The sequence below is a fragment of the Mycobacterium sp. 4858 genome (assembly GCF_900240975.1).
Taxonomy (GTDB): Bacteria; Actinomycetota; Actinomycetes; order Mycobacteriales; family Mycobacteriaceae; genus Mycobacterium.
In genome coordinates, this window is the sequence record NZ_LT968776.1 from 3,048,575 (window position 1) to 3,072,109 (window position 23,535).

Here is a 23,535-nt window from a genome sequence, read left to right on the forward strand (position 1 = left end):
CAACATGAGACTTCCGGTATGGTGAGACGGTGGCGAAGCCACCGATCACCCCGGGTCCGCGCGACGAGCGCGGCGTGCTGGCGGCGCGCATCCTGGCCGCTGCCCGCGACGAATTCGCCGAGTGCGGCTGGGACGGCACGGCCATGCGCGCGGTCGCCCGGACCGCGGACGTCGACCCGGCCCTCATCTATCACTACTTCGGCTCCAAGGAGGGCCTGCTCGACGCGGCCACCACGCCGCCACAGAAGTGGCTCGACGCGGTGGCGGCGACCTGGGCGACACCCAAGGCCGACTTGGGCCGGCAATTGATCCGGACCGTGCTGGACTCCTGGGCCGATGAGGAGGTGGGTCCGGTCCTGCGGGCGATCGTGCTGACCGCCGCCCATGAAGACAAGACCCGAGCGAAACTGAGGCTGATTGTGGAGCGTGGCCTCATCGGCGGTTCCAGCCTAGGGGCCAACGAGGAGGAACGACTGCGGCGCAGCGGTCTGATCGCCACCCAGCTGATCGGCTTCGCGTTGTTGCGCTACGTCTGGAAGATCGAGCCGATCGCTTCGATGCCCGACGACGAGGTGGTGGCGGCGATGGCCCCGAACCTGCAGCGCTATGTCGAGGGCGACATTGGCTAGCAGATAACGCAAGTCGGCGCGGCCAACCGCGACAATGGCCGGATGCGTGTTTTGCGCCGGGTCCTTACGCCTGTGGCCGTCGCGGGTCTGGTCGCGGCCTGCGGGGCCGGGAGCGCCCAGGCCGGTCCCGATGTCCCGCCGGTGAGCGATGCGGCGCGTGCGGCCGGGTTCGTCGACGTCCGCAGCGTCGTCCCCGACGCCGTCATCGATCTGCGCTACGCGACGACCAACAACTTCACGCGCACGCAGCTGTACCCGTCCGACGCCCGCTGCCTCGTGCATCAATCGATGGCTCCGGGGCTGGCCGCGGCGGCGACCGCGCTGCGTCCGCAGGGGCACCTCCTGGTGTTCTGGGACTGCTACCGGCCGCACGATGTGCAGGTCAAGATGTTCAACGTCGTCCCGAACCCGGCGTGGGTCGCGCGCCCCGGCCAGTATGCGCGCAGCCACGAGTCGGGGCGCTCGGTGGACGTGACGTTCACAACGACGCAGCAGCCGTGCGCGTCCGGCCAGCATGCCGACGGCCTCTGCCTGGCCGACATGGGGACCGACTTCGACGACTTCTCCCCGCGCGCAACCGCTTTCGCAACCCAGGGCGTCAGCGCCGACGCGCAGGCCAATCGTGCGGCGCTACGGAACGCGATGAAGTACGGCGGCCTGGCCCCGTACTCCGGGGAGTGGTGGCATTTCGACGGCTCCGGCGCCGCGGTCGACCGGCCGATCCTCGACGTGCCGGTCGATTAATCTCATATAACGAGACAATAGTTTCAAGATATGAGCGAGTCGGTAGGCTTCGGGCATGACCGACGAACGCGGGCCCACCTACACCCACGGACACCACGGGTCGGTGCTCCGGAGTCACCGGCGACGCACCGCGGAGGATTCCGCGGCATACCTGTTGCCCCACCTGAAGTCCGGCACATCGCTCCTTGACATCGGTTGCGGACCCGGGACGATCACCGCCGACCTCGCCGCCCGCGTCGCACCGGGACCGGTAACCGCCGTCGACCGGTCGGCCGACGTGCTCGGCGTGGCCCGCGCGGAGGCCGAGCAGCGTGGCCTTTCGAACGTCTCGTTCGCCACCGCCGACGTGCATCGGCTCGACTTTCCCGACGGCGCATTCGATGTCGTGCACGCGCACCAAGTGCTCCAGCACGTCGCCGACCCGGTGGGCGCGCTGCGCGAGATGAGGCGGGTGTGCGCACCGGGCGGCGTGGTGGCGGCCCGGGACGCCGACTATGCCGGCTTCATCTGGTTCCCGCAGTTGTCGGCGCTGGATCTATGGCGCGACCTCTACCGGCGGGCCGCTCGCGCCAACCGCGGCGAACCCGATGCGGGACGGCGGTTGCTGTCCTGGGCCCAGCAGGCGGGTTTCACCGACGTCACCCCCACGGGCAGCGTGTGGTGCTACGCGACGCCGGAGGCCCGCCAATGGTGGGGCGGCATGTGGTCCGACCGAATCCTGCACTCGCGGATCGCGCGCGACCTGCTGGATTCGGGGCTGGCGACGGCCGCCCAACTCGAGGAGATCTCCGCGGCGTGGCGCGCCTGGGCGGCCGCGCCGGACGGCTGGATCGCCATCCCACACGGCGAAATCGTCTGCTGGGCCTAGGCGACCGGGGCCGATCGGGGCCGGCGCACTCGTGTTTTGCCTGATCAGCCATGCGGTATTGGCATTCTCTTTTTTTGCAAGTACGTTATTCAACGATGGATAACGAGGCCCAGACACCATCCGGCATTCCGCTTGCGCCGGTCTATGGCCCCGGGGATATCGCGGCGCCGCCGCCACCACCCGGGGAGTTCCCCTTCACCCGAGGTAACTTCGCGTCCGGCTACCGCGGCAAGCTGTGGACGTTTCGCCAGTATTCGGGCTTCGGCACCGCCGAGGAGTCCAACCGTCGTTACCGCTACCTGCTCGAGCAGGGCGGGACCGGGCTGTCGGTGGCGCTCGACCTACCGACTCAGTGCGGCTACGACTCCGATGACCCCGAGTTCGGCGAAGAGGTCGGCCGGGTCGGCGTCGCGGTCGACACCCTGGCCGACTTCGAGATCCTGTTCGACGGCATCCCGTTGGACAAGCTCAGCACGAGCATGACGATCAACGGGACGGCGGCGATCCTGCTGGCGTTCTACGTTGCCGCCGCCGAGAAAAAGGGGATACCGCGGGCGAAGCTGACCGGCACCATCCAGAACGACATCCTCAAGGAGTACGCGTCGCGCGGCACGTGGATCTGGCCGCCGGAGCCCTCGCTGCGGTTGATCGCCGACACCATCGAGTTCTGCGCGGCCGAGGTTCCGCGGTTCAACGCGATCTCGGTGGCGGGCGCCCATTTTCGCGACGCCGGGGCCAACGCGGTACAGGAGATGGCATTCACCCTGGCCGACGGGGTGACCTACTGCGACACCGTGGTGGAACGCGGCCGAATGACCATCGACCAGTTCGCGCCGCAGATCTCGTTCTTCTTCTACACCCACGGCGATTTCTTCGAGGAGATCGCCAAGTACCGTGCGGGGCGGCGCCGTTGGGCGACGATCGTGCGCGAGCGCTATGGGGCGACGACGGACAAGGCATCGATGTTCCGCTTCGGTTGTGTCTGCGGGGGTGCGTCGCTGTACGCGCCGCAGGCACACAACAACGTCGTTCGGGTGGCCTACGAGGCGATGGCGGCGGTGTTGGGCGGTGTGCAGTCGATGTTCACCGCGGCCTGGGACGAGCCGTTCGCCCTGCCGACCGAGGAATCGACCACGCTGGCGCTGCGCACCCAACAGATCCTGGCGTACGAGACCGGCGTCGCCGGCGTCGCCGACCCGCTGGGTGGCTCCTACTTCGTCGAGGCCCTCACCGACGCCACCGAGGTCCGCATCATCGAGATCATGGATGACCTGGACCGGCACGGCGGCATGGTGCACGCGATCGAGGACGGCTACCTGCAGGGCCTGATCGCCGACGAGGCGTACCGGGTGCACCAGGACATCGAGGCGGGCGCCCGGCCCGTCGTCGGGGTCAACCGGTTCGTGACCGACGAACCGGAGCCGGATGTCGTGACCTACGAACTGGACGCCGAAGGACGCGATCTCCAGCTCAAGCGACTCTTCAAGGTGAAGTCCGAAAGGGATTCGGCGGCAGTCGAATCCAGTCTTGCGGCGCTCTCGCGTGCTGCCGAAGGAGACGACAATCTGATGCACAAGCTGATCGACTGCGCCAACGCGTACTGCACGGTCGGCGAAATGGTCGCCGCGCTCAAGGCGGTGTGGGGCGAGTTCCAGCAACCGGTGGTGTTCTAGTGGCCGCCCGGATTCTCGTCGCCAAGCCCGGCCTGGACGGGCACGACCGAGGCGCCAAGATCGTCGCCCGCACGCTGCGCGATGCCGGATTCGAGGTAATCTACACCGGCATCCGGCAGCGCATCGAGGACATCGCGTCGATCGCGGTCCAGGAGGACGTGGCGGTCGTCGGCCTGAGCATCCTGTCCGGTGCCCACCTGGCGCTGACCGCTCGCACCATCGAAGCGTTGCGGGCCGCCGACGCCGCGGACATCGCCGTCGTGGTGGGCGGAACCATCCCGCACGCCGACGTGCCCAAGCTGCTGTCCGCCGGCGCCGCCGCGGTATTCCCCACCGGAACACCGCTGGACGACTTGGTGTGCGAAATCCGTGCGCTCACCGGCGCCCCCGAACCCGTTGCAGAAAAAGAGGAACAGTGCGCGTCGGAGTGATGGTCGGCGCCGAGCGCGGCGATATGGCCCGCAAGGTGAACAAGCTGGCCGCCGATATCGAATGGGCCGAATCCGCGGGCCTGGATACCGCATGGATGCCGCAGGTGCCCGACGACTTCGACTGCCTGACGATGGTGTCGCTGATGGCCGCGCACAGCTCACGCATCGAGCTGGGCACCGCGGTGGTGCCGCTGCAGGCCCAGCATCCCATCGCCCTTGCCCGCCAAGCCCTTTCGACGCACGCGGTGTCCGCAGGCCGGCTGGCGCTGGGGGTAGGGCCGTCGCACCACTGGATCATCCGGGACATGCTCGGCCTCCCGTATGACAAGCCGGCCGCGTACACCCGCGACTACCTGCAGGTGCTCAACGCGGCCATCGCCGGCCCGGGACCGGTTGACGTCGAGAACGATTCGTTCACGGTGCACAACCCGTTGGCGATCGGGGCCGACACCCCGATGCCGGTGCTGGTCGCCGCGCTGGGGCCGGTGATGTTGCAGATCGCCGGCGAATTCGCCGACGGCACAGTGTTGTGGATGGCCGACGAGCGCGCGATCGGTGACCACATCGCGCCGAAGATCACCAAGGCCGCCGCAGATGCCGGACGGCCCGCACCGCGGATCGTCGCGGGTATCCCGGTATGCCTGTGCGCACCGGCGCAAGTCGTCGAGGCCAAGGAGCGGGCCAACCGCATCCTGGGCGAGGCTGAGGTGTCACCCAACTACCAGCGCCTGCTCGAACGCGGCGATGCCCGCGACGTCGGCGATCTCTGTGCGGCCGGCGACTCGGAGGCCATCCTGGCCCGGATGCGCCGGTTCGCCGATGCCGGCGTGACGGATCTGTCGGTGCGGCTGCTGCCGATCGGTGACAATCGCGACGAGCTGGTCGCCTCCAAACGTCGCACCCGCGAGATGATCGCCTCGCTCGCAACGGAATTGCGGTGACGTCTGCAGGGCCGCTCGCCGGGATCCGCATCCTCGAGGTTGGCACCATGCTGGCAGGCCCGTACGCGACCATGCTGCTCGCCGACCTCGGCGCCGAGGTCACCAAGATCGAGCCGCGGGGCGGCGAGATCTCGCGCGGGGTCGGGGCCACCTACTTCGCCAGCCTCAACCGCAACAAGTCGAGCGTCTGTCTGGACCTGAACTCCGACGCGGGGCGGCGGCGCCTGGGCGGGCTGGTCGCGGAATCCCATGCGCTGCTGGTGAACCTCAAGCCGTCGGCCATCCGTCGGCTGGGGCTGACCTACGAGCAGCTGCGAGGGCACAACGAGCGGATCGTCTGCGTGGCGATCACCGGGTTCGGTCTGCACGGCGGCGACGATCCGGCCTTCGACTACGTCGTCCAGGCGGGTTTCGGGATCGCCGCGTTGACCGGTGACCCGGACGGACCGCCGACCCTGCCGGGTTACTCCTCGGCCGACAACTCGACCGGGATGTGCGCGGCCCTAGGGCTTTTGGCCAAGATCATTTCCGGCACCGGTGGGCAAGTGGACGTGTCGCTGCGCGACGTCATGCTGTCGCAATTGAATTATCACGCGTCGGCATACCTCAACGGCGGCGTCGAGCCGCAGCGGCACCCCCATGGTGCGCATTCGTATTACGTTCCGGCCCAGCTCTTCCCGACGGCCGACGGGTATCTGGCGCTGTTCATCACGCACGACGGCTTCTGGAAATCGTTCGCCAGCGAGGCGGGTATCGGCGGCTTCGAGACGATGGCCGAACGAGTGGCCCGCCGCGAAGAAGTGCTGGCGGTGGTCTCGGCGATGTTGGCGACCGACACCGCCGCCGGGTGGGAAGGCCGACTGCGGCCACTCGGGGTGCCGGCGGCAGCGGTCAGGACGCTGCCCGAGGCGCTCGAAGCGACCCCCGAGGCCGTCATCACCGCGGGCGATTTCCGCCTGGTCGGCAGTCCCATCCACGTAGCGGGTTACCGGCCCGAATACCGGCCCCCGCCCGAGCTTCCCGAGGGCTAGCTGCGGTCGCCGCCGAACGTGAAAATAGTTTCACGCCCGGGCGCGACCGTGAAGTTGGCTTCGCGCTCGGGCTCAGGCGCGCGGTCCCGTGAGGTGTGCCTCGGCGAGCTTGCGGAACGCCGCCACCAACCGGCTGCGGTCCCCGGCGCGCGTCGCCAGAACCACATGGCAAGGGTCGACGCCCTTCAGCGGCACCGTGGTGATGTCCGGCCGCAGGCTGTTGCCGTGAAAACCCGCCGTGATGGCCACGGCCTGTCCCGAGGCGATGAGTTCGAACTTGTCCTCGAGCGCGTCGATGAACGGACCGTCGGGCGCCCGGCGGCCGTCGGGTCGGGGGTCGATGCGCCAATAGGCGCTCCACGCCGGGTCCGAGTTGCGCACGCGGGGCATCGGCTCGTCGGCGATGTCGTCGAGTGTCACGAAATCCCGACCCGCTAGGCGGTGGTCAACGGGGATCGCCAGCACCCGCGGCTCGTCGTACAGGACCGTCACGTGCAGCCCGTCGGTCGGGAACGGTAGCCGGGTCACCACCGCGTCCACCCGATGCCCGAGCAACGCGTCCAGGGCGTGACCCCAATCCAGGTGCGAGACGTGCACTTCGGCGTCGGGGTGTTCGCGGCGCATCTCGCGTACCGCGGGGGTGACGATCATCCCGGTCGTGTATCCGATCGCAATTCGGCTCGGCTGGGCGGCGGCCCGGGCCTGGGCGGCGGCTTGCGTGGCCGAACGCAGTAGGGCCTTGGCCCGCGGCAGGAACACCTCCCCGGCCTCCGTCAGCCTGGTGCCTTGCGGCGTGCGATCCAGCAGTCGAGCGCCCACCTGTTGCTCGAGCCGGCGGATCTGCCGGCTCAGCGACGGCTGCGCTACCCGCAGCGCGGTCGCGGCCCGGCCGAAGTGTCGATGTTCGGCCACCACGACGAAGTATCCGACCAGCCGCAGATCGAGGTCGATCACGGGCAATACCGATTCGGCCATGCGAGCAGTGTAACGGCGGCGGCAGCCGCGCCGCGCTGTAAGCCGGCAGTGACATGCGGTGATGTCGATTTGGTATCACGTCATATGAAACGGGTCTTGGACAGCCGGCCCGCCCGGTCAGTTGACTGGAATCCGCGAACATGGAACAGCGAAAGGGACTTTCATGCATGTCTTTGTGACGGGCGCGAGCGGGCACATCGGTTCGGCCGTCGTCGACGAACTCCTGCAAGCCGGGCATCACGTCACCGGCCTGGCCCGCTCCGACGAGTCGGCCGCCGCGCTGGACACGAAGGGCGTCAGGGTGCACCGCGGCGACCTCGACGACCTCGACGGTTTGCGGTCCGCCGCCGCGGCGTCCGACGGCGTCATCCACCTGGCCTTCAAACACGACTTCGACGACTTCCTGGGTGCCGCCGAGGCGGACCTGCGCGCCGTGCAGGCCATCGGGGAGGTGCTCGTCGGCTCGGACCGCCCATTCGTCAGCACCTCGGGCACCTTGCTTCTTTCGCTGCTGGGGCAGGGCGGGCCTGCAACGGAACAGGACACGCTGCCCGGCGGGCCGCGGGTCGACTCGGAGAACGCGGTGATCGCGCTGGCCGAACGCGGGGTGCGGTCCTCGGTGATCCGGCTGTCCCCGATCGTGCACAGCGACCTCGACCACCACGGCTTCACGAATCACCTCATCAGCACCGCCCGCGGCACCGGAAAGTCCGCGTACATCGGCGACGGGGCCAACCGCTGGCCCGGGGTCCACACGCTCGACGCCGCCCACCTGTACCGCCTGGCGCTCGAAAAAGCGCCCCCGGGAACGCGTTTGCACGGCGTAGCCGACGAAGGCGTGCCGTTCCGCGACATCGCCGCCGTCATCGGCCGCCACCTGGATGTGCCGACGGTCAGTATTCCCGCGGAAGAAGCCGGTCATTTCGGCTTCCTTGCCCTCTTCGCGGCGCTGGACAATCCGACGTCGAGTGCGCTGACGCAGAAAGTGGTGGACTGGCAGCCCGAGGGGCCGGGACTGCTCGAGGATCTCGACGCCGGCCACTACTTCGGCGAGTGAGCGACGCCGTGGCTGATTCGGTCGTCGACGCGGCACGAAAGGTGTTGGGACCGGTGGGCGTGTGCCTGCCGGTCTCGTTCACGAGCTCACCGCCCATCCATCTGCAACGTGAGGCGGTGGGCCGGCTAGAACGGGCCGGATACCGCACCGTATGGACCAACGAGGTCATCGGGAAGGACGCCCTGGTACAACTCGCCCTGCTGCTGAGCGGCAGCGAGCGAACGATGTTCGGCACTTGCATCGCCAACATCTGGGCGCGGCCGGCTCAGACCATGCATGCCGCGGCCGCCCAACTGGCGCAGGCCTATCCGGGCCGAATCGTGCTCGGACTCGGGGTGGGTTACCCGGAGCAGGCCGTCAGCGTCGGTCAGGAGTTCGGCAGTCCGCTGGCCACGATGCGCGACTACCTCGACCGGATGAATAGCGCCACCTGGCCCCCGGCGCCCGATGCGGCGTACGCCCGGATCATCGCCGCGAACGGACCCAAGATGCTCGCGCTGGCGGGCGAGCTCGCCGATGGGGCCTTTCCCGCCGGTCTGCCGACGGAGTTCACGGCCCGGGCCCGGCGCACACTCGGATCAGACAAGCTCTTGGTCGTCGGGCTGTCAGTCGTCCGCGACATCCAGGGCGCGCGGGACGCGGTGTCGGGCCGGCTCGCCGTGCCGTCCTATGCGGCCAGGCTCGCAGAGTTGGGCTACTCGGCCCGTGACATCGACGAGGTGAGCGATCGGCTGGTCAACGCGCTTGTGACTCACGGTGATCCGGCCCGCATCGCTGCCAAAGCCCAGGAGCACTTGGCCGCCGGCGCGGACCACGTCACGCTGCTGCCGCCCATTGGCGGTGACTTCGCCGAGGGCATGGCGCAACTCGAAGAGGTTGGCCCGGCGCTGGCCCAATGAACCGCGCTAGCCTAGCCCGGCCAGTTGCCTCTCCTGGTAGAGCCGCGCCCATTCGGCGCGGGACCGGATCGACACGTCCACGTCAACGGCGTTCGCGCGCAACGCTTTCACGGTCGCCGTTTCGCGCGGCGTCCGCGCGAACGGATCCCAGCCGAAGAACCGGCAGGCGTTGCCCCAGGTGATCTTGTCGATGTCGGAGTCGTCGGCACCGGCGGCGTTCAGCTCGGCCAGCACCCGCTCGGGCGCGTCCGGCCAGAAGCAGTCCGAGTGCGGATAGTCGCATTCCCAGGCGATGATGTCGATGCCGATCTCGTGCCGCAGCTTCAACGACGTCTTGTCGGTGACGTAGCAGGCCAGGGAGTGTTCGCGGAAGACCTCGCTGGGCAGCTTGTCGCCGAAGTCGCGGCGCAGCCACTTCTGGTTGGTGTAGTGGCGGTCGCTGCGGTCCAAATAGAACGGGATCCAGCCGATGCCGCCTTCGGAGAACGCGAACTTCAGGTCGGGGTAGCCGCGCATGGCGGGACCCCACAGCAGATCCTGCGCGCACATCGCCGAGACCTGGGTGGCCAGGATGATCAGGTTGTCGATCGGCGCGTCCGGTGCCATGCTGATCGCCCCGAACCCGGTGCCGATGTGCAGGCACATCACCACGTTCTGCTCGGAGAGCGTGCGGAAGACCGCGCCCCAGTAGTCCTCGTCGTGGTAGCTCGGAAGCCCTTCCAGGTGAGGCAATTCCGGCATCGTGACCGCCCGGCAGCCCTTGGCCGCCACCCGGCGGATCTCGGCGCACATGGCCTCTGGATTCCAGGTCGGCAGGATCGCGATCGGAATGAAGCGATCCGGGTAGGAGCCGGCCCACTCGTCGATGTGCCAGTCGTTGTAGGCCGACACCATGACCAACGTCGCTTCCTCGCGGTGCATGTTGAGGTGACGCGCGGAGAAGCCGGTGAAGGTGGGGAAGCACATCGACGCCAGGATGCCGTTGCGGTTCATGTCGCGAACGCGTTCATGGACGTCGTAGACGCCGGGACGCATCTCCGCGAAACCCGCTGGGTCGCGGCCCCATTCCTCGGCCGGCCACGACACCACGGCGTTGAGCCCGCTCACGCCCTGCGGCCTGCCCTGGTACATCCACTGGTCGACGCCCTTCTCGTCGACCACGACGATCGGGGCCTCGTCCCGGTATTTGGCCGGCACGTGGCGCAGGAACATGTCCGGCGGCTCGACCACGTGGTCGTCGATGCTCACCAGGATCAGGTCGTCGACATCCATGATTCAGCGGCTCCGGTCGCTAGTCGTCTCGAGCACTCGGGGGACGGGCGCAGGATCCAACAGCAACGCATCGGACATGGTGAGCTGGCCGGCATTGGCGATCATGTTGTCCAAGACGGCCTGCAGGTCGTCGCCCTCCAGCTCGTAGATGGCGACATAGGGGCCGTTCCCGTCGACCGGACGAAACCGGCGTGCCGCGACGATTCCGGTGAGCGTCAGAAGCTCGGGTATGTGTATCTGGTCGTACCAGGTGTTGTACTCGTCCTCGCGGTCCGGGGAACTGGGCCGACTCTCGACGTACATGATGCCCTTGGCCATCGCCGCCACCTCTCTTCGGGCCGCTACTCGTAGCGCACCGTGACCGAATCGGTGTCCGGCACGCCCTGGCACGTCAGAATGTAGCCCTCGGCGACCTCGTCGTCGTCGAGAGCGTCGTTGACCCGCATGGTCGCGCGGCCCTCTTCGAGCTTGGCCATGCACGTGCCGCAGTTGCCCGCCTCGCAACTGAACGGCGGCTCCAGGCCGGCGCGCCGCGCGCTCTGCAGCAGCGTCTCGCCGGGGACCAGCGGCACCGAGACCTTCTTACGGTCCAGGTGGATGGTCACCGTCCCCGCCCCGGAGCCGTTTGACGGATCGGTCACCCGTGGGGTCTCCTCGATGCTTCGGGTGACCGTCATTCGTCACCACCCTCCCGTACTTGCATTCTTCACTATAGAGAATACTATTCTCACAGATCGATAGGATCTTCTCAAGCGTGCGCGGATGTCAGGTCGGCCCGGCCTGTCAGGGAAGGACGGGACGTGACCGAGCCGGCTGCGGTCGTGTTCGAGGACCGGCGATTCGGCCCGGCTCAGCTCGACGCGTTGGCCGACGGCTGGGCCGCCACCCTGGCAAAAAGCGGTGTCGCCCCGGGCCAGCGGGTCGCGGTGATGGCGTCGAACCGGCCGGAATTCGTCGCCGCCGTGCTGGGCATCTGGAGGCTGGCGGCAACGGCGGTACTCCTCAGCCCGGCATGGAAGCGCGACGAGGTCAACCACGCGCTCGCGCTGACCGACCCCGCCCACGCCGTGGGGGACCACCCGGTGCTGGCCGCCGCGATGCCGATGCGGCACCTCGACGAGCCGGTGGCATCCGGGGAGCCGTTGTCCGGGACGCCGCCGCCTCGGTCCGACGCGGTGCTGGTGTTCAGTTCCGGCACCACCGGGCTGCCGAAGGCCGTCCGGCACACCCACGCGGCGCTCGACGAGGCCGTGCGGCACTGGCGCGAGGCGCTGCGACTGACGCCGCGCGATCGGATTCAAGTCGCCACTCCGCCGTCGCACATCCTCGGGCTGCTCAACATCCTCACCGCGCTGCGCACCGGCGCGTGGCTCCGGCTGCATCCCCGATTCGACATCGACCGGATGCTGCATCACATCCAAACCGACCGCATCACAGTGGAAATGGCGGTCGCGCCCATCGCGCTGGCGATCGCCTCGCATCCCGCGCTCGAGTCGTACGACCTGTCCTCCCTGCGCTACATCATGTGGGGGGCCACTCCGGTCAGCACCGAGGTTGCGCAGACGGTGACCCGGCGCACCGGCGTCGGCTGGGTCCCGGCCTACGGAACCACGGAACTGCCTGTCATCGCCTGCAATCCGATCGAGGGCGCGCGGCTGGACGCCGTCGGGCGTCCCGTGCCGGGCGTGGACGTGCGGGTGGTCTCACTGGAGACGGGCGAGCCGGCCTGCCCGGGGGAGGTCGGCGAGATCCAGGCCCGGTCTTCGTCGCTGATGGCCGGTTACCTGCCGGCCGAGGCGACCGCCGAGGTGATCCACGACGGGTGGTACCGGACCGGCGACGTCGGCTGGCTCGACGCCGGCGGCTGGCTGCGAATCACCGACCGCCTCAAAGAGATGATCAAAGTGCGCGGTTTCCAGGTCGCGCCCGCCGAAATCGAGACGGTGCTGCACGGTCATCCGGCCGTCAAGGACTGCGCGGTGTTCGGCGTGCCCGACGGCGTCAACGGCGAAGCGGTGGTCGCCGCGGTAGCGACCTGCGCACCCGTCGACGCCGGCGAGCTCACCGCCCGGGTCGATCAGCGACTGGCCTCCTACAAACACCTGAGCCGCGTCGTGTTCGTGCCCGATATTCCCCGCCTGCCCTCGGGCAAGGTGCTGCGCCGAGTTCTCAAGGAGCGCTATGGATGTACGTCTGACAGCTGAACAGCAGCAACTGTGCGACGCCGCCGCCAAGCTCGCCGACGACCTCGGGCCCTCGGCGGTCCAGGACCTCGACGACCGGGGCCGAATTGCCCGTCTGGACAAGCAGGTGGCGGCGACGGGCTGGCGGTCGTTGCGCTCCGACGGGGCGTCGGGGGTCGAAGTGGCCATCGTCGCAGAGGAATTCGGACGCCGACTGGTGGACGCCCCGTTTCTGGGTCCGGCGCTCGCCGACGACCTGACCCGCCGCGTCGGCGCCTCGGGCGCGGGCGCGACGGTCGCGGTCGACGGCCGCGCCGTCGACGCGCGGGGCGCCCAGCGGGCGCTGAGCCACGCTGGAGGCAAGGTATTGGCCGCCGACGTGCTGGACTCGAGGGTCGGCGTGGATTTGACCCGCACGGATGCGGACATCGCGGGAACGCCGGTGGCGCTGGGTGACGTGTCCGCCGACGTCGCGGCGCGGTGGCTGGCGCTCGCACTGGTCACCACGACGGCGGACCTGGTGGGGATCGCCAGGGGAGCGCACGCCGTCGCCTGCGACTACGCCAAGATCCGCGAGCAGTACGGCAAGCCGATCGGGTCCTACCAAGCCATCGCCCACCTGCTCGCCGAAAGCCTTGCGCTGATTGAAGGTTCGATCAGCGTATCGCGGCATGCCGCCTGGGCGGTCGACGAACTGCCCGCCGCCGAGGCCATCCGCGCCGCGCAGGTCGCGAAGGTCTACTGCGCGCGCGCCACCCGCACCGTCTGCGAGACGGCCATTCAGGTGCACGGCGGCATCGGCAACACCTGGGACTGCTTGGCGCACGTCTACCTGCGGCGCGCCCTGATATCGACCGAGCTGTGGCCCGTCGCGCTGAAGGAGATCGACCTTGGATTTTCGTGACTCACCGGAGGAAGCCGCCTTCCGGAAGCGGCTGTCGTCCTGGCTTTCCGTGCACGCCGCAGAGTTCGCCGGATCCGGCGACGAATATTGGGGCCGCCAGGCGGGATGGCACCAAGCCCTGTACCGGGAGGGATTCTTCGGGCTGTCGTTTCCCCGCGAATACGGCGGACAGGAGCTGCCGCCGGTGTATGACGTCATCGTCGACGAGGAACTCGCCCGAGCCGGCGCCCCGCCGCGCCCCAGCGTGGGCTACCTGATCTATGGGATCGGGCGGCACGCCAACGACGAAGTGCGGCAACGGTTCCTGCCCGGCATCATCAACGGCACCGAACGATGGTGTCAGGGCTTCAGTGAGCCCGGCGCCGGCTCCGATCTGGCCTCGCTGACCACCACCGCCCGCCTCGAGGGCGACACCTATGTGGTCAACGGGCACAAGATCTGGACCAGTTACTCCGATGTCGCGGACTGGTGCCTGTTGCTGGCGCGCACCGACCCCGAAGCCAAACGCCACCGCGGCCTGTCGGCGTTCGTGCTGGAGATGAAACAGCCCGGCGTGCAACAGCGCCCGCTTCGGATGATCAACGGGGTGACCAACGAGTTCGGTCAGGTGTTCTTCGACGACGCGAAGATACCGGCCGACCGGATGGTCGGCGCGCCCGGTGACGGCTGGGCGGTCGCCATGACCGTGGTCGGGCACGAGCGCGAACCCGCCACGCTCGGCTACGCGGCCCGATACGGCAAGTTGGTGCGAAACCTCTACGCCCGCAACAGAAATTCTGGGGGTCCGGTTCCCGAAGAGCTCGCGTGGGCGGCGGTCCAGTCGGAGATGTTGACCCACCACGTGCGGCGGCGGCTGTCCGAACAGCTCGACGGCGTCTCGCACGGGCCCGAAGGGTCACTCGACAAGCTGCTGATGACCTGGGTTGAGCAATCCGTCGGACACGCCGCACTGGCGGTCACCGGAACCGGCGATCCGGACCTGCTCAGCGCCTACCTGTACAGCCGCGCGCAGAGCGTGATGGGTGGGACATCGCAGATACAAAAGAACATCATCGCTTCGCGCATCTTGGGATTGTCGGAGTGATCGCGAAGGCGGGCGGAGCCCGGGTGAAGCGGGTCACGACCGTAGAAGGAGTGATCGCGAAGGCGGGCGGAGCCCGGGTGAAGCGGGTCACGACCGTAGAAGGAGTGATCGCGAAGGCGGGCGGAGCCCGGGTGAAGCGGGTCACGACCATAGAAGGAGTCTGACGTGTACGACATGCCTGCCGAAATCGACGTCCAAGCCGACGGACCGCTGCGGATCATCACCTTGAACCGGCCGGAGTCGCTCAACTCGGTCAACGACGACCTGCACGTCGGGCTCGCGCGGCTGTGGCAGCGGTTGACCGACGACCCGACGGCCCGCGCCGCGGTGATCACGGGCGCCGGCAGGGCGTTTTCGGCCGGCGGCGATTTCTCATACCTCAAGGAACTGTCGGCCAACGCCGATCTGCGCGCCAAGACCATCCGGGACGGGCGCGAGATCGTCCTCGGCATGGCGCGCTGCCGAATCCCCGTGGTGGCCGCGGTGAACGGGCCGGCCGTCGGGCTGGGCTGCAGCCTGGTGGCGCTGAGCGACATCGTCTACATCGCCGAGGAGGCCTACCTCGCCGACCCGCACGTGCAGGTGGGGTTGGTGGCCGCCGACGGCGGCCCGTTGACCTGGCCGCTGCACATCAGCCTGCTGCTGGCCAAGGAGTTCGCGTTGACCGGCACCCGCATCAGCGCCCAGCGCGCCGTCGAGCTGGGGCTGGCCAACCATGTGGCCTCCGACCCGCTGGCGGACGCAATCGCTTGTGCCAAAAAGATTTTGGAGCTGCCCCAGCAAGCGGTCGAAAGCACCAAGCGGGTGCTCAACATTCACCTGGAGCGGGCGGTGCTGGCCAGCCTCGACTATGCCCTCTCGGCCGAGCAGCAGTCGTTCACGACCGAAGACTTCCGGTCGATCGTCACCAAGCTGGCGGCCGGCAAGAACTGACTGACCCGGGCGCTTCCCAGCTCCGGGGTCGCGTACCGCTCGCGAGCGTAACGCCACTGCGACTTTGCAGCCGATTATTCGCAGTCCCGTTACGCTCGCGGGCCAGCCGGCGTTTCGACGCGGGCGCTTCCCAACCCGCACTCAGTCGTGCAACCGCAGGAACTCACGCATCACCCGGTCGAACTTTCCCGGCTCCTCGATGAAGGGCATGTGGGCGGTCGACTCGAACAGCTCGAACCGCGAGCCGGCTATGCGCTGGTGCATGTCCCACATGTGTTCGGGCACGCATTCGTCGAACCGGCCGGCCAGGATGAGGGTGGGCAGCCGGATTTCTGCTAACCGCTCGAACACGTCCCAGTCGCGGATGGTCCCAACGATGCGAAAGTCACTCGGTCCGAACATCGTCTCGAAGATCTCGGTGCCCATCTCGGCGAAGGCCGCCAACAGCTCTGGCGGCCAGGGACGCAGCCGGCAGAGGTAGGTCTCGTTCCAGGTGCGGATCGCGTCCTGGTACTCGGCCGCGTACGTCGTGCCCGCGGCCTCATGTCGTTCGATGGCCAATTGGGTGGCCGGGTCCAACTCGGACTTGAGCCGGGCCACCATCTGCGCGAACTGCGGGATGGACGCGATGCTGTTCGAGATGGTGAGGCTGCTGGCGGCGGCGGACGGCACGTCGAGCGCGTACTGCTGCGCCAGCATCCCGCCCCACGAATTGCCGAAGATGTGAAAGCGGTTGAGTCCCAGTCCCGTCACCACGGCGTGCATTTCGGCCACCGATCGTTGCATGGTCCACAACTCGCGGTTGGACGGGCGGTCGGATTTGCCGCAGCCGAGCTGATCCCAGTAGATGACTTCTCGCTCGTCGGCCAGCCGTTCCAGCGAACGCAAGTAGCTATGGGGCAGACCGGGCCCCCCGTGAACCACCAGCAGGGGAAGACCCGCGCCGCCGCCGGCCCGTTCGAACCACACGTTGCCGCCCGGAGCCGCGATCATTCCCTCCACTCCGACGACGCCTCCTCGGTTGGTGAGCAGACGCGAGTCGCAGCCTGCGATGCCGGTATATGCGATTGTGCCGCTGCTCGCGAGGGCACCGCTCCTTGCAACGCTGACTCTCAGAATGAGAGAATAGTGTTCTCATGTGTCCCGGGGGTCGTCGAGCGCCCGCGACGCGCTCGCCGAACTGGAGAAGACCGTGCCCGAAGCCGTCATCGTGTCCGCCCTGCGCACCCCCATTGGCACCGCACGGAAGGGCACGTTGCGCGACACCAGTGCCTTCGACCTCGCGCACCACGTGGTCTCCGAGACGGCGAAGGACCTGGACCCCACGCAAGTCGACGACGTGATCCTCGGCGAAGGGCTCTACGGCGGCGGCGTGATCGCACGCCACGCCGCCGTCACGACCGGCATGACCCAGGTACCCGGCCTGGCCAACAACCGCCACTGCGCGGCCGGCCAGGCGGCGGTGCAGAGTGCGGCGGCGAGCGTTCGCGCCGGGATGGACCGGCTTGTCATCGCCGGCGGCGTGAACTCCGCCTCCACGTCCCCGCGGTCGCGGATGCAGGTGGACGGCGACTGGGTCGACTGGTTCCCCCCGACCCACCCGGACAGTCCGGAGGCGCCGAACCTCGACATGTCGATCACCGTGGGCTGGAACGCCGCGGTGAGGGCCGGCGTGAGTCGCGAAGAGATGGACGCGTGGGCGCTGCGTTCGCACCGCAACGCCATCGCCGCGATCGACGAGGGCCGCTTCAAAGAGGAGATCGTCCCGATCGAGACGCCGCACGGGCTGTTCGCGGTCGACGAGCACCCCCGCCGCGACACCACCATGGAGAAGCTGGCCGCACTCAAGCCGTTGCATCCGGAGATCGAGGGGTTCTCCATCACGGCAGGAAACGCGTGCGGCGCCAACGACGGTGCGGCGGCGCTGACGATCGCGAGCGACGAACTCGGCCTGCCGGCGTTGGCGACCCTGCGCTCCTGGGCCTCGGTCGGCGTCGACCCCGCCATCACCGGGCTCGCCCCGGTGGAGGCGATCCCGAAAGCGCTTGCCCGTGCCGGGCTTTCGCTCTCGGACGTGGATCTGTTCGAGATCAACGAGGCCTTCGCCGCGATGTGCGTGGCTACCGTCAAGCTGCTCGACCTCGATCCCGACAAGGTCAATGTCAGCGGCAGCGGCTGCTCGCTCGGGCACCCGGTGGCGGCGACGGGCGCCAGGATGCTGGTCACGCTGGTGCACGAATTGCGTCGTCGTGGTGGTGGATTCGGGGTCGCGGCCATGTGCGCGGGCGGCGGGATGGGATCCGCGACCGTCATCGAGGTCCCCGCCCCCTAGATGGAGATCGCCGACTTGATTGCCGGCGCGCGCAACGGATCTCCGCGCGCGACGGGTCGGCTCCTTTCCCTGGTCGAGGGCGAGCGCCGCGACGAGGTGCTGGCGAGCATCGAGCCCACGCCGGTCAGCGTCATCGGCATCACCGGGCCGCCGGGGGCCGGCAAGTCGACGACGATCGCCGCCCTGGTCGGCGCCTACCGGGAACGCGGGTGCCGGGTGGCGGTGCTGGCGGTGGACCCGTCGTCACCGTTCAGCGGTGGTGCGCTGTTGGGCGATCGGATACGAATGGCCGCGCACATCAACGACTCCGACGTGTTGATCAGGTCGGTGGCGACCCGCGGTCATCTGGGGGGACTGGCCGCGGCGGTCCCGGCCGCCATCCGCCTGCTGGGCGCGATCGGTTACCACGTGGTCCTGCTGGAGACGGTGGGGGTCGGGCAGTCCGAGATCGAGATCGCCGCCGTCGCGGACCCCACCGTCGTCATCCTCAATCCCGGTGCGGGCGATGCGGTCCAGGCCGCCAAGGCGGGGGTGCTCGAAGTCGCCGACATCATCGTCGTCAACAAGGCCGATCGCGACGGTGCCGCGCAGACGGTGCGGGACCTGCGGGCCGAGACCGACGCCCCGATCCTCAGCCTCATCGCCGACCGCGGGCAGGGCGTCGCGGAACTGGTGGCCGCGATCGAGGACCACCACCGCGCCGACAGTCGCGCGCGGCGACTGGCCCGCGCCAAAGCGCAGATCCTGTCACTGGCGCAGACGCGGTTGCGCAGCCGGCCGGACCTCGACCGGCTCGCCGAGGCGGTCGTCGACGGCGACCAGGACCCGTACTCGGCGGCCGAACGGCTGCTGTCGCCGGCCCCGCAAGAGCCGGACTGACGCCCCGCCTTGTCCCCCGATCGGGGGAATGGGGATTCATCCCGTTTGCGGACCGATCGGCGGAGGCCAGGCCGCACCGATCTCCCTACGTTGATCTTGTGCTCAACGGCACGATCCGCGATGAGTTAGGAGACCCGGCAATGGCTCGCACACCCGAACTGTCGGCCGCACACCTCGGTGAACAGCTGGAGCTGTACCGCCAGATGTGGGTTCTGCGACTGCTCGACATGGCACTGGAAGAGTCGCGAATCGACGGTCTGCTCAACGGCCCCATGGTGGCCGCGTTCGGCCAAGAGGCCGTGGCCGTCGGCACGATCGCGGCGCTTCGGCCGGGTGACATCATGAGCACCGCGATCCGCCATTTCGAACACGCCCAGCGAGTCGGTCGCGTCCTGCCATTGGGACCGGCCATCGCCGAGATGATCGCGCCGAGTCCGGTCGCGGCCGGCGGTGTGCAGGAATGCCCGTTCGCGGCCGAATGGAAGCAGATATTCGCCACGTCGAACCCGCTGCGGCGATCGATCCTGTTCGCGCTCGGCGACGCTTACGCGCAGCAGGTGGCCGGCGGAGGCAAGGTCACGCTGTGCGTCGTCGGCGACGACGCGGTGAACTCCGCCGAGTTCAAATCGGCCGCGACGATCGCGCTGTCGTGGCGCCTTCCCGTGGTGTTCGTCGTCGAAAACATTCGCGACGGGTCCGGTGTGCGCCGGGGGCCGCGCGAGCGCCATGGACTGCCCGTGCTGTCGGTCGATGGCAAGAACGTTGTGGCGGTGCATGACTCGGTCGCCCAGGCCGTGCAGCGAGCCGGCGCCGGCGGTGGCCCCACCCTGGTCGAGGCGGTCACCTACCGGACCAGCCACCCCGCCGGAGTCGATCCGCTGGTTTACGCCCGGCGCCAGCTGACCCGTGCGGGCGTCAGCGCCGCCCACCTCTACGAGGTGGAACGCCGGGCTCGGCGCCTTGTCGGCGAGGCGGCCGCGTTCGCGAACGCACAACTGCGCGCGGAGCGTCCGGCCCCGGTGAGCGAACCGGGCCACTGGTCGCCCGCTAGCTGAGCAGGCCTTGCCGCATCGCCTCGGCAACGGCGGCTCCGCGATCGCTGACGCCGAGCTTCTCATACAGGCGCTGGACGTGGGTCTTGACCGTGGACGGGGCCACATACAGCTCGGCCGCGATCACGGGGATGCTTTGACCGCGCGCAATCCTGTTGAGTACCTCGCGTTCTCGCGCGCTGAGCACGGGACCTGTCGGTTCCGCCCGGTGACGGATCTCCGCGGTGAGGCCTCCCACCAGCGCGGGCGCCACCACGTCGCGGCCCTGCGCGCAGTCGAGCACGGCCTTGACGATCTCGCTGCGCGTCGAGTCCTTCAACACGAACCCGGCGGCCCCCTGCTGCAGTGCCTGGTACACGATGGCGGGCTCGTCGTGCGCCGAGATCAACAGGACGCGGGTCGGCAACTGCTGACTCCGCACCGCCGCCGCCACCTGTCCGCCATCAATGCCGGGCATCCGGTAATCGAGCAGGGCGACGTCGGGAGAGTGCTGCTTGATCAATTCCAGTGCCGTCGAGCCATCCTCGGCCTCCGCGACGACATTCACCGAACCGCTCGACGAGAGCGCGCGCACAACGCCTTCCCGAAACAGCGGGTGATCGTCCCCGACAACCACGCGCACCTTTTCGGACGATGCTGGGCCGGCCATGGCGATGAGTCTAGCCCGCAAAGAGTCGACGGCAATCGGCCGAAACGCTGATGCGCGTCGGCGCGGTTTGCCCCGACGGAGCCGCCGCGGCTGAGTACTGTGTTCGCGTGGCGGTCGCCAGTGACGTGGAACTGGGTCGGGTGCGCAGGCTTCACCAGCTGCGCTCGTACCGGCTTGCGGCGGTCCTGCGGATCGGTGTGGTGGGCCTGATGATCGCTGCGATGATCAGCGGCACCCGCCGGTCCGAGTGGGCCCAGCAAACTGTGCTGATCATCGCGTACTCGGGGGTCGCGCTCTGCGCGCTGGCGCTGGCGTTTTCACGCAGCCGGCGATGGTTCGGCCGGGGCCGGCTGGCCCGGGTCGGCCGCCTGGAGCCGTTCGCGTTCACCGTCGTCGATGTTGTCGTGCTGACGGTCTTCCAAGTGCTGTCCACCAACGGGCTCCACCCGTTGCTGATCATGACCGCCCTGCCGATCTTGATAGGACTCGACGTCTCGTCCCGGCGCGCGGCGATGGTGCTGATCTTCTCCATGGTGGGATTCGCGATCGCGGTGCTCGAGGACCCGGAGATGGTCGGCTCGATCGGCGTCACCGAGGCCACATTCCGGTTCCTGCTCTACGGGTTCTTGTGTGTCACAGCGTTTGTGGCCGTGCGCGTTGAGGAGCGGCATACCCGGTCGATAGCCGGGCTCAGCACCTTGCGCGAAGAACTGTTGGCCCAGACGATGACCGCGTCCGACGTCGAGCAGCGCAGGATCTCGGAATCCATTCACGACGGGCCGCTGCAGGACATCCTGGCCGTGCGCCAAGAGCTCGTCGAATTGGATGCGGCGCTGCCCGGTGACGACCGGGTGGGGCGCGCGCTGGCCGGGCTGCAGATGGCGTCGGAGCGATTGCGGCAGGCGACTTTCGAGCTGCATCCGGCCGTTCTCGAGCAGGTCGGCCTGGCGGCCGCGGTCCAGCAACTGGCCACCTTCGCCGCCCAGCGATCGGGCATCGAGATTGCGACCGACATCGACTACCCGATTCGGAGCGCCATCGACCCGGTGGTGTTCGGGGTGGTGCGCGAGCTGTTGTCCAACGTGGTGCAACATTCGCGGGCCCGCAGCGCGTCGGTCACGCTCGGCATCACCGACGAGATGTGCGTCTTGCACGTGGTCGACGACGGTGTGGGATTCAACGACGAGACGGTGGCGCGCCGCGTCGGCGAGGGCCACATCGGACTGGCGTCACACCGGGCCCGCGTGGAGGCCGCCGGGGGAGTGTTCGTCTATCTCGATGTTCCGGTGGGCACGCACATCTGCGTCGAGCTGCCGATCGTGAAATAGCCGATCCGCCGACACTCGGTGCAATAGCCCGCTACTTCAAGTCCACGGACTTCCCGGTGGCCGCCGCATGGCCGGCTCGATATCCGAAAACCATTGCGGGGCCGATCGTTCCACCGGCACCACCGTAGGCGCGGCCGGTGACCCCACCCATTGCGTTGCCGGCGGCGAAAAGGCCCGGTATCGGCTCACCGCCGACGTGCAGCACGCGCCCGTCACGGTCGGTGCGCGGGCCGCCCTTGGTGCCCATCGCGCCGATGCACACCGGCACCGCGTAGTACGGCGCCGTGTCGATCGGGCCGAGGGTTTTGCCGGCGAGTGTGGTCGCCGTGTCGTCACCCCAATAGCCGTCGTAGGCGCTGGAGCCACGCCCGAAGTCGGGGTCGGCGCCGGCGGCCACGTGCTGGTTCCAGTCGCGGATGGTGCGGGTCAGGCCGTCGACGTCGATGCCGGTCTTGGCGCCCAGCTCGGCCAGGTCCGCCGACTCGCAGAACCAGTCCGGAGCCGCCCCGCCGGGGGCCACGCCCAGGAATCCATAGCGCTGCAAATGAACCGAGTCGAACACCATCCATCCGCGGTCGTTGACGTACCCGCCGCGAGGGTCCAGGTATTGGAAGGCCCCGGCCATCGAGTTGTAGTCGGAGGCCTCGTTGACGAACCGCCGCCCCGCGGCGTTGACGATGATGCTGCGTGGGCGGGTTCGTTCCAGACGCACGCTGCGGCTGCGCGGCTTTCCTTCGATGGTGTCGCCCGGGAGCTGCACGATCGGCACCCACCACGCTTCCCCCATGTTGGCCAGGTCCGCGCCGTGGGCCATCGCCATGCGCAACCCGTCGCCCGTGTTGTACGGCGGAGAGACCGCGCCGTGCATCGGGCCGCGCAGAAACGCTTGCACCAGAACGGGATCCCACTCGAAGCCGCCTGTACCCAGGATGACGCCGTGGCGGGCGCGGACCCGGATTGTTCGATCCGGCAGGGCTACCTGCACTCCGGTGATCTCGCCGGCGTCGGCTATCAGCTGCTCGGCCCGGGCCTGCGTGCGGACCGTGCCCCCTGCCTCGAGCAAACCGTTGAGCAGGCCCCCGATCAGTGCGGCGCCGGCGACGCACAGGTTGCCGGGTCGCTCGTCGGCCGCCGCATCCAGGCGGGCCGCATGCAAGCGGGCCAGCGTCTCGGCGTCGAAACCGACGTTGGAGAAATCGACGGGAAACGACGTGATCCTCGTGCCCCATTCACCCAATCGATCCAGGTCGTAGGGGGCCGGGACGAGCGATCTGCCGCCTCCGGGTTGTCCGCCTGGCAGCTCGGGCCGGTAGTCGGGAAAGCCGGTCGCGATCTCGAAGCGCACTCCGCTGTGTGATTCGACGAAGTCGAGCATCACCGGCCCGGTCCGCACGAATGTCTCGACCATCTCGTCGTCCATCGCGCCTAGGGACTGCGCACGCAGGTATCGCAGCGCGTCCGCCACCGTCAATTCTCCAGCGGCAGAACGGTTGTGGGCGGGGATCCACACAACGCCACCCGATACCGCGGTGGTTCCGCCGACGGTCGAGGCCTTTTCGAACACCTCCACCGACGCGCCGGCGACCGCTGCCGTCAGCGCGGCTGTCAGCCCGGCGCCCCCTGTGCCGAGTACGACGACATCGACTTCATGGTCCCAGGACATGGCTGGCT

At 68.6% G+C, this 23,535-nt stretch carries 24 protein-coding genes; 17 read left to right on the forward strand and 7 right to left on the reverse strand.

Going from position 1 to position 23,535, the window contains the following annotated elements; all coding sequences use genetic code 11:
- Nucleotides 1-29: 29 nt before the first annotated feature.
- From C1737_RS23005 to C1737_RS23035, 7 genes are all read left to right on the forward strand, one after another.
- Nucleotides 30-629 (forward strand): TetR family transcriptional regulator, encoded by a 600-nt coding sequence (locus C1737_RS23005; RefSeq protein WP_102419542.1) that lies wholly within the window; start codon nucleotides 30-32, stop codon nucleotides 627-629.
- Nucleotides 630-671: 42 nt separating this feature from the next.
- Nucleotides 672-1,373 (forward strand): M15 family metallopeptidase, encoded by a 702-nt coding sequence (locus C1737_RS23010; RefSeq protein ID WP_102419543.1) that lies wholly within the window; start codon nucleotides 672-674, stop codon nucleotides 1,371-1,373.
- A gap of 55 nt (nucleotides 1,374-1,428) precedes the next feature.
- Nucleotides 1,429-2,241, forward strand: coding sequence for a methyltransferase domain-containing protein (locus C1737_RS23015; RefSeq protein ID WP_102419544.1), 813 nt, complete (start codon nucleotides 1,429-1,431; stop codon nucleotides 2,239-2,241).
- A gap of 95 nt (nucleotides 2,242-2,336) precedes the next feature.
- Nucleotides 2,337-3,914 carry a methylmalonyl-CoA mutase family protein gene (locus tag C1737_RS23020; RefSeq protein WP_102419545.1) on the forward strand — a complete coding sequence of 526 codons (1,578 nt, stop codon included), beginning with the start codon at nucleotides 2,337-2,339 and terminating at the stop codon, nucleotides 3,912-3,914.
- Nucleotides 3,914-4,345: a cobalamin-dependent protein gene (locus C1737_RS23025; protein WP_102419546.1), complete on the forward strand. Its 432-nt coding sequence runs from the start codon at nucleotides 3,914-3,916 to the stop codon at nucleotides 4,343-4,345. Before C1737_RS23020 ends, C1737_RS23025 begins: the two co-directional genes overlap by 1 nt.
- Nucleotides 4,330-5,286 (forward strand): LLM class F420-dependent oxidoreductase, encoded by a 957-nt coding sequence (locus C1737_RS23030; protein WP_068091749.1) that lies wholly within the window; start codon nucleotides 4,330-4,332, stop codon nucleotides 5,284-5,286. The genes C1737_RS23025 and C1737_RS23030 overlap by 16 nt, the downstream gene beginning before the upstream one ends.
- Before the next feature lie 47 nt (nucleotides 5,287-5,333).
- Nucleotides 5,334-6,317 (forward strand): CaiB/BaiF CoA transferase family protein, encoded by a 984-nt coding sequence (locus tag C1737_RS23035; protein ID WP_369804348.1) that lies wholly within the window; start codon nucleotides 5,334-5,336, stop codon nucleotides 6,315-6,317.
- Between the two features lie 72 nt (nucleotides 6,318-6,389).
- On the opposite strand, the gene C1737_RS23040 is transcribed toward C1737_RS23035, so the two are convergent.
- On the reverse strand, nucleotides 6,390-7,292 hold the full coding sequence (locus C1737_RS23040; RefSeq protein ID WP_068091744.1) for a LysR family transcriptional regulator: 903 nt from the start codon (nucleotides 7,290-7,292) through the stop codon (nucleotides 6,390-6,392).
- Nucleotides 7,293-7,455: 163 nt separating this feature from the next.
- On the opposite strand from C1737_RS23040, the gene C1737_RS23045 reads away from it, so the two are divergent.
- Nucleotides 7,456-8,349 (forward strand): SDR family oxidoreductase, encoded by an 894-nt coding sequence (locus C1737_RS23045; RefSeq protein ID WP_068091741.1) that lies wholly within the window; start codon nucleotides 7,456-7,458, stop codon nucleotides 8,347-8,349.
- 8 nt (nucleotides 8,350-8,357) lie between these two features.
- Nucleotides 8,358-9,248, forward strand: coding sequence for an LLM class flavin-dependent oxidoreductase (locus C1737_RS23050; protein WP_233214812.1), 891 nt, complete (start codon nucleotides 8,358-8,360; stop codon nucleotides 9,246-9,248).
- Between the two features lie 6 nt (nucleotides 9,249-9,254).
- Here the strand turns inward: C1737_RS23050 and C1737_RS23055 are convergent, their stop codons facing one another.
- From C1737_RS23055 to C1737_RS23065, 3 genes are read right to left on the reverse strand one after another with little or no spacing between them, the layout of a single operon-like run.
- The gene (locus C1737_RS23055; RefSeq protein WP_102419548.1) at nucleotides 9,255-10,520 is read right to left on the reverse strand and encodes an amidohydrolase family protein; all 1,266 of its coding nucleotides are present in this window, start codon (nucleotides 10,518-10,520) and stop codon (nucleotides 9,255-9,257) included.
- 3 nt (nucleotides 10,521-10,523) lie between these two features.
- Nucleotides 10,524-10,838 (reverse strand): DUF4286 family protein, encoded by a 315-nt coding sequence (locus C1737_RS23060; RefSeq protein ID WP_068091873.1) that lies wholly within the window; start codon nucleotides 10,836-10,838, stop codon nucleotides 10,524-10,526.
- A 23-nt stretch (nucleotides 10,839-10,861) separates the two neighbouring features.
- Nucleotides 10,862-11,197, reverse strand: coding sequence for a 2Fe-2S iron-sulfur cluster-binding protein (locus C1737_RS23065; protein WP_068055534.1), 336 nt, complete (start codon nucleotides 11,195-11,197; stop codon nucleotides 10,862-10,864).
- Nucleotides 11,198-11,320: 123 nt separating this feature from the next.
- Between C1737_RS23065 and C1737_RS23070 the strand changes: the two genes are divergently transcribed.
- The 4 genes from C1737_RS23070 (at nucleotide 11,321) to C1737_RS23085 (ending at nucleotide 15,624) form a co-directional block, all read left to right on the forward strand.
- Entirely contained in the window at nucleotides 11,321-12,724 is a 1,404-nt protein-coding gene (locus tag C1737_RS23070; protein ID WP_102419549.1) for a class I adenylate-forming enzyme family protein, read from the forward strand.
- Nucleotides 12,702-13,607 (forward strand): acyl-CoA dehydrogenase family protein, encoded by a 906-nt coding sequence (locus C1737_RS23075; RefSeq protein WP_102420084.1) that lies wholly within the window; start codon nucleotides 12,702-12,704, stop codon nucleotides 13,605-13,607. Before C1737_RS23070 ends, C1737_RS23075 begins: the two co-directional genes overlap by 23 nt.
- Nucleotides 13,594-14,691 carry an acyl-CoA dehydrogenase family protein gene (locus C1737_RS23080; RefSeq protein WP_102419550.1) on the forward strand — a complete coding sequence of 366 codons (1,098 nt, stop codon included), beginning with the start codon at nucleotides 13,594-13,596 and terminating at the stop codon, nucleotides 14,689-14,691. Before C1737_RS23075 ends, C1737_RS23080 begins: the two co-directional genes overlap by 14 nt.
- A 165-nt stretch (nucleotides 14,692-14,856) precedes the next feature.
- The gene (locus C1737_RS23085; RefSeq protein WP_067921218.1) at nucleotides 14,857-15,624 is read left to right on the forward strand and encodes an enoyl-CoA hydratase/isomerase family protein; all 768 of its coding nucleotides are present in this window, start codon (nucleotides 14,857-14,859) and stop codon (nucleotides 15,622-15,624) included.
- Nucleotides 15,625-15,765: 141 nt separating this feature from the next.
- Here the strand turns inward: C1737_RS23085 and C1737_RS23090 are convergent, their stop codons facing one another.
- Nucleotides 15,766-16,617, reverse strand: a complete 852-nt coding sequence (locus tag C1737_RS23090) for a proline iminopeptidase-family hydrolase (RefSeq protein ID WP_102419551.1) — start codon at nucleotides 16,615-16,617, stop codon at nucleotides 15,766-15,768.
- Between the two features lie 199 nt (nucleotides 16,618-16,816).
- Here C1737_RS23090 and C1737_RS23095 point away from each other — a divergent pair, with 199 nt between their 5' ends.
- From C1737_RS23095 to C1737_RS23105, 3 genes are all read left to right on the forward strand, one after another.
- The gene (locus C1737_RS23095; RefSeq protein WP_067921309.1) at nucleotides 16,817-17,956 is read left to right on the forward strand and encodes a thiolase family protein; all 1,140 of its coding nucleotides are present in this window, start codon (nucleotides 16,817-16,819) and stop codon (nucleotides 17,954-17,956) included.
- Nucleotides 17,957-18,835, forward strand: coding sequence for a methylmalonyl Co-A mutase-associated GTPase MeaB (meaB, locus tag C1737_RS23100; RefSeq protein WP_102419552.1), 879 nt, complete (start codon nucleotides 17,957-17,959; stop codon nucleotides 18,833-18,835). It begins immediately after the preceding gene.
- 140 nt (nucleotides 18,836-18,975) lie between these two features.
- Complete coding sequence (locus tag C1737_RS23105) at nucleotides 18,976-19,890, forward strand: thiamine pyrophosphate-dependent enzyme (RefSeq protein WP_199182917.1); 915 nt, start codon at nucleotides 18,976-18,978, stop codon at nucleotides 19,888-19,890.
- Here the strand turns inward: C1737_RS23105 and C1737_RS23110 are convergent.
- A complete protein-coding gene (locus C1737_RS23110) occupies nucleotides 19,883-20,536 on the reverse strand; it encodes a response regulator transcription factor (RefSeq protein WP_102419553.1) in 654 nt (217 codons plus the stop codon). The genes C1737_RS23105 and C1737_RS23110 overlap by 8 nt on opposite strands.
- A 107-nt stretch (nucleotides 20,537-20,643) precedes the next feature.
- Here C1737_RS23110 and C1737_RS23115 point away from each other — a divergent pair, with 107 nt between their 5' ends.
- Nucleotides 20,644-21,864 carry a sensor histidine kinase gene (locus C1737_RS23115; RefSeq protein ID WP_102420086.1) on the forward strand — a complete coding sequence of 407 codons (1,221 nt, stop codon included), beginning with the start codon at nucleotides 20,644-20,646 and terminating at the stop codon, nucleotides 21,862-21,864.
- Nucleotides 21,865-21,895: 31 nt separating this feature from the next.
- Here the strand turns inward: C1737_RS23115 and C1737_RS23120 are convergent, their stop codons facing one another.
- The gene (locus C1737_RS23120) at nucleotides 21,896-23,527 is read right to left on the reverse strand and encodes an FAD-dependent oxidoreductase (protein ID WP_102419554.1); all 1,632 of its coding nucleotides are present in this window, start codon (nucleotides 23,525-23,527) and stop codon (nucleotides 21,896-21,898) included.
- Nucleotides 23,528-23,535: the final 8 nt, after the last annotated feature.